Consider the following 5366-nt stretch of genomic DNA (forward strand, 5'->3'; position numbering starts at 1 on the left):
CCCCGGCCGCCCCGCGGCCGCGGCGCGCCCGCCGCCGCGCCCCGCGCGGTGCGGCGGCCCCCGACCTCCCCTTCTCTCGGCCCCAGGGCCGGTTTGGACGACGACACCGAAATGATCAAGAAGTTCACGCCCAGGCGAGTCCGCATCGCGACCGGTCTGCTCTGCGCGACCATCGCCGCCACCACCCTCACCGTCAGCGGCGCCAACGCCGCCGAGGACACCGACTTCCACGGCGACCTCGACGAGCTGACCGTCTCCGAGATGGGCCTGCCGGCCACGTACGACGTCGGCCCGATGTCCACCTTCGCCTCCGCCGAACGCCCGAAGTTCCAGATGCCGTTCAAGTGCAACGAGTCCTGGACCGGCCGCTCCCGCTCCGGCCACAGCCCCTCGTACTACGCCCTCGACTTCACCCAGGGCGGCTCCACGTACGGCTCCCCGGTCGTGGCGAGCGCCGACGGCAAGGCCACGGTGCGCGACCTCGGCGGCCGCAGCTACGGCAAGTACGTCGTCATCGACCACGGCGGCGGCTGGAGCACGGTCTACGCCCACCTGAGCAGCTTCGCCGTCTCGGACGGCGCCTCCGTCAAGGCCGGCCAGCAGATCGGCGCCGTCGGCAGCACGGGCAACTCCACCGGCGCCCACCTGCACTACGAGCAGCGCCTGAACCGCACCGACCAGCGGCCCACGTTCAACGGCGCCGCGTTCTACCCGGACCGGACGCAGACCAGCAAGAACTGCGGCACCACGGAGGAGCCGCCGGTCATCCCGGCCCCGCCCGGCGACCCGACCGACAAGGGCATGAACGACCTGGCGTCCGCCGACCTCAACGGCGACAACGTCCTCGACGTCGTCGCGGTGGAGAACTCCACGGGCAAGCTGTGGATGTACAAGGGCAACGGCAACGGCACGATCGCCGGCGGCTCGTCCCGTGTCCTGCTCGGCGCCGGCGGCTGGAACGGCATGTCGAACCTGACGGGCGGCGACTTCAACAAGGACGGCAAGGACGACATCGTCGCCGTCGAGGAGTCCACCGGCAAGCTGTGGCTCTACAAGGGCAGGGACAACTCGACGATCTCGAGCGGCTCGGAACGCGTCCTGATCGGCTCCGGCGGCTGGAACGGCATGGCGAACCTGACCGCGCTGAACCTCAACGGCGACGGCGTCGCGGACCTCGCGGCGGTCGAGAAGGCGACGGGCAAGCTGTGGCTCTACCCGGGCACCGGCTCCGGCCTCGGCGCCCGCAAGGAGATCGGCTCGGGCGGCTGGAACGGCATGACGAACCTGACCGGCATGGACCTGAACAACAGCGGCCGCCAGGACCTCGTCGCGGTCGAGAAGTCGACGGGCAGGCTGTTCCTGTACCCGGGTGACCGCGGGTACCTGAGCCCGCGCATCCTGATCGGCTCGGGCGGCTGGAACGGCATGTCCGACCTGATCGGCGGCGACCTGTTCAACAACAGCCCGTCGGACGACCTGGTCGCCGTCCAGAACTCCACCGGCAAGCTCTTCCTCTACCCGGGCACCGGGTCGGGCCTGGGCGAGCGCAGGGAGATCGGCGCGGGCGGCTGGTAGACCGCGGCGGTCCGGCCCGCACGGCGCGGACGGTGAGCAGCGCATGAGGACCGCGTGAGCAGCGGCCCGCCCCCCGGGGGGCGGGCCGCTTCCGCGCGTACGGGCCCCCGGTCAGCGCAGCTTTCCGGCCGCGCGGAGGGACTCCAGTACCGCGTTGACCGCCGCGGACGAGGTGTCCTCCCCGGTGGCGAGCGTGTGGTAGCTCAGTCCGCCGGGGTTCACCATGTTCACCTCGATGACGTACGGGTACGCCATGTCGATGCCCGAGTAGAAGATGCCGAGGTCCGTCATCCGCTTGCCGAGCAGGCGGACGAAGTCCTCCTCCTCCGGGGTCAGCTCCAGCGCCTCGAAGCGGGCGCCGAGGGTGGCGTTGGAGCGGTGGTCGTGTTCCGGGTGGAAGCGCAGGAAGCCCGAGACGGGGGTGTCGCCCGCGATGATGACGCGCTTCTCGTTGGTGCGGACGTGGGGGACGTACTCCTGGGCGACGGTGTGCCGCTTGGCCATGCCGATGATCTCGCGGCCGTAGCGGCCGTTCCGGGACGCGGCGTTGCCGGTGGCCGAGCCGAGCAGCGCGGAGCTGTTGCGGTCGAGCTTGTTGACGACGAAGACGTCGGCGCCGCAGCCGTCGCTCGTCGGCTTGACCACCCAGGAGCGGTCGGCGTCCGACTCCACGAGCGCGTTCAGGAAGTCGAAGTCGTTGGAGACGTACGAGGCGGGCAGGTGCTCGGCGGGGACGATCGCCCCCAGGTTGATCTTCGTGTTGAGGAAGAACAGCGCGGAGGCGTCGTTGACGAACGGGACGCGCTGGTTCAGCAGCCACAGCAGGCGGAAGGAGTCGTCGCCGGCCTCCGGGTGGGTGCCCGCGAGCACCCACACCAGGTCGAAGTCCTCCGCGGAGGCGTACGGCTCGCTCAGCGACGGGAAGTCGCCGCCGGCGATGAACTCCTCGGAGAGCCGCACCCGGTCGCAGACGACGACGGAGTCGTGCACGTTCAGCGTGTCGATGTCGCCGATGTGCACCTCGTGGCCCTCGCGGTGGAGGGCGCTCGGGATGATCGAGTGGTTGTCGAGCTCGAACTTCGAGGCCTGGGAGACCAGGACGAGGATCCTGTACGGCACGGCGGGCACCTCTTCTTCGGAAGGACGCGGCGGCGGGCGGCGGGCGCCGGCTCCGGCAGGCCGAAGACGGCGGTCATCATCTGCGCGAAGACGTCCTCGCCGAGAGCGAGGCCCAGCATGTCGCTGATCCGGTCGCCGCCGGGCCGGCCGTGCGACTCGATGAGGCGGGGGCCGGCCGCGGTCAGCATGACCTCGGTGTGGGAGGGCCCGTAGCGCAGCCCGGCCGCGTCGAGGGTCGCGGTGACGACGGCGGTGACGGCGGCCTCGTCCGCGGGGTCCAGCCGCACGGGCAGGACGTGGCCGGTCTCGACGAAGTGGGGGGCGCCCGTGGTCGCCTTCTCGGTGACGGCCAGGATCCGGTGCCCGGCGGGGGTGCTCACGGCCTCGACGCTGTACTCGGTGCCCTCCAGGAACTCCTCGACGACGTACCGGGCGGTGAACTCCAGCGCCGCCAGGTGGGCTTCCGCCTCCTCGGGCGCGGCCAGGAGGCGTACGCCGGAGCTGCCGGTGCCCGCGACGGGCTTGATGACGCAGGGGAAGCCGATGCGGGCGACGGCGGCGCGGGCCTGCTCGCGGTCGGAGCAGACCGCGTACGCCACCGGTACGCCGGCCCGGTCGCCGACGACGGCCCGCAGCCGGGCCTTGTCCCGGAAGGCCTCCAGCGCCTCGGGCGGATTGCCGGGCCAGCCCAGCTCGCGGTTCACCGCGGCGGCGGTGCCGGCGCCGACCTCGCCGAACCCGAACACGGAGGCCGCTCCGGCCGGTGCGAGCGCGCGCAGCCGGCGCACGAGGTCGGCGGGGTCCTCGATCCACGGGGTGCGCAGGACGGTGCAGGGCAGGCCGTCGGGGACGGGGACGGGCGAGGAGGGGTCGGCGGCGACGGCGACGCACAGCCCGAGCCGCTGCGCGGCGGCGATGACGAGGTCCCGCGGGTTGAGCAGGACGGCGGTGGGCCGCGGCTCGGCAGCGCCGGGAAGGCCGGGCAGGTCGGAAAGGCCCGGCAGGTCGGGCCGGTCTGCGGCGGTGTGGTCGGGCAGGTCAGGCATGCTGCATCCGCGCTTTCGGGAGGAGGAGTGAGGAGGCGGCCGCGGCGACGGACACCGCGACGATCACCAGCCAGATGCCGGTGCCGGTGTGCAGCGTCTGGAGCAGGAAGCCGCCGAGGCTGGAGCCGAGCAGGCTGCCGACGGCGCCGGCGGCGCTCATCGCGCCGAGGGCGAGCCCGGTCCGGCCGAGCGGTCCGGCCTGGACGGCCTGCTCGTCGAGGCTGGGGGCGATGAGCATCTCGGCGAGCGTCACCGGCAGGACGAAGGCCAGCAGCGCCGACCAGCCGGCGAGCGGGATGAGGAGCGCGTACGCGGCGGCGAAGGCGAGGAACCCGACGACGAGCAGGGTGCGGGCGGTGGCCTGCCGGAACACGTGGCGCAGGAGCGTGTACTGGAGGAGGACGACGAGCAGGCCGTTGACGGTGAAGACGACGGAGATGGCGGCGGTGCTGCCGGTCATCTCCTTGGCGCGGATCGGCAGGATGACGTTGAGCTGGCTGTAGAGGGCCCAGAAGGCGACGCCGACCAGGCACAGCGGGACCCACTGGCGCACGGCCCGGCGCCGGGCGGCGGGGTCCGCGGCCGCCGGGGCCGCGGGGGCGGGGGCCGCCGGGCCGCCGTCCGGCTGCGGCGGCGCGGTCGCCGCCGCGGCGGGGCGGAGGGTGAGCCGGATGGCGAGGAGCAGGTGGGAGAGGATGCAGGCGGCGAGGATCCAGCCGAAGCCGAGCGGGTAGACGAGCGCGCCGAGTGCGGGGCCGGCGATGACGCCGATGTTCACGAACGTGGAGCGCAGGGCGAGCATGTCGCGGGCGGGGACGCCGTCCTCGGCGACGAGCCGGGTCTTGACGGCCAGGCCCAGCAGCGAGCCGCCGATGCCGATGGCGGCGATCCCGGCGACGGCGGTCGCGGAGGCGGTCCCGGCGCCCAGGAGGGCGTACCCGGCGATGCGCAGGCCGAAGCCGGAGGCGAGGACGGCGCGGGTGCCGAAGCGGTCGACGACGAGCCCGCACAGCAGGGAGAAGCCCTGGCTGCAGAAGGCCAGGAGGCCGACGAGGAAGCCGACGCGGCCGGCGGGCACGCCCTCCGAGGAGAGGTGGACGGCGAGCAGCGGGAGGAACATGAAGGTGGTCAGGCCGGTGAGGAGGACGGTGACCAGGAGGGCGCGGCCGGTCGGCGAGGTCTGCCGCCAGGTGTTCACGGGGCCGGCACCTCCGTGTCCCGTACCCGGTCCATGAGCCAGGCCTCGGTTTCCAGGAGCCGCTGTTCGACCTGGGCGGCGTCGGCGCCCTCCACGATCGCGAAGCACAGGTAGGAGGTGCTGTTCTGGGCGACGGCGCCGGGGGCGAGGTTCTCGTTGGCCTCGTAGTGCCGCACCCAGGGGAACGGCGGCCGTTCGGGCGCGGCGACGGGCCGGCCCTGCGGCAGGATCGAGACGGAGCCGTGGACGGCGGCGGGGGGCGCGGCCGGCGGCGGCGCCCCCCGGCCCCGTCCGGGGGGGCCCCCCGCCGCATCGTTTCCGCGCGGAATCGTTTCCTCAGGTCACTGGGCGAAGTAGCCGGTGATGTCCGCGATCAGGTCGACGCGGCCGGAGTTGTTGTAGAAGTTCACCTTGCCGTCCACGACCGG

At 73.1% G+C, this 5366-nt stretch carries 5 protein-coding genes; 1 reads left to right on the forward strand and 4 read right to left on the reverse strand.

What is annotated here, in order from left to right:
• Positions 1-111: 111 nt before the first annotated feature.
• Positions 112-1575 carry a VCBS repeat domain-containing M23 family metallopeptidase gene (locus EF903_RS27980; protein ID WP_125547780.1) on the forward strand — a complete coding sequence of 488 codons (1464 nt, stop codon included), beginning with the start codon at positions 112-114 and terminating at the stop codon, positions 1573-1575.
• Between the two features lie 111 nt (positions 1576-1686).
• Here the strand turns inward: EF903_RS27980 and EF903_RS27985 are convergent, their stop codons facing one another.
• Genes EF903_RS27985 through EF903_RS34410 form a run of 4 tightly spaced genes read right to left on the reverse strand, consistent with a single transcriptional unit; the run spans position 1687 to position 5114 of the window.
• Positions 1687-2682 (reverse strand): RimK family alpha-L-glutamate ligase, encoded by a 996-nt coding sequence (locus tag EF903_RS27985; protein ID WP_260616026.1) that lies wholly within the window; start codon positions 2680-2682, stop codon positions 1687-1689.
• On the reverse strand, positions 2568-3740 hold the full coding sequence (locus tag EF903_RS35560; RefSeq protein ID WP_125547784.1) for an acetyl-CoA carboxylase biotin carboxylase subunit family protein: 1173 nt from the start codon (positions 3738-3740) through the stop codon (positions 2568-2570). The genes EF903_RS27985 and EF903_RS35560 overlap by 115 nt, the downstream gene beginning before the upstream one ends.
• A complete protein-coding gene (locus EF903_RS27995; protein ID WP_185902857.1) occupies positions 3733-4938 on the reverse strand; it encodes an MFS transporter in 1206 nt (401 codons plus the stop codon). Before EF903_RS27995 ends, EF903_RS35560 begins: the two co-directional genes overlap by 8 nt.
• Positions 4935-5114: a hypothetical protein gene (locus EF903_RS34410; RefSeq protein ID WP_185902858.1), complete on the reverse strand. Its 180-nt coding sequence runs from the start codon at positions 5112-5114 to the stop codon at positions 4935-4937. The genes EF903_RS27995 and EF903_RS34410 overlap by 4 nt, the downstream gene beginning before the upstream one ends.
• Positions 5115-5366 lie beyond the last annotated feature (252 nt).

The sequence above is a fragment of the Streptomyces sp. WAC05292 genome (assembly GCF_003949955.1).
Classification (GTDB): domain Bacteria; phylum Actinomycetota; class Actinomycetes; order Streptomycetales; family Streptomycetaceae; genus Streptomyces; species Streptomyces globosus.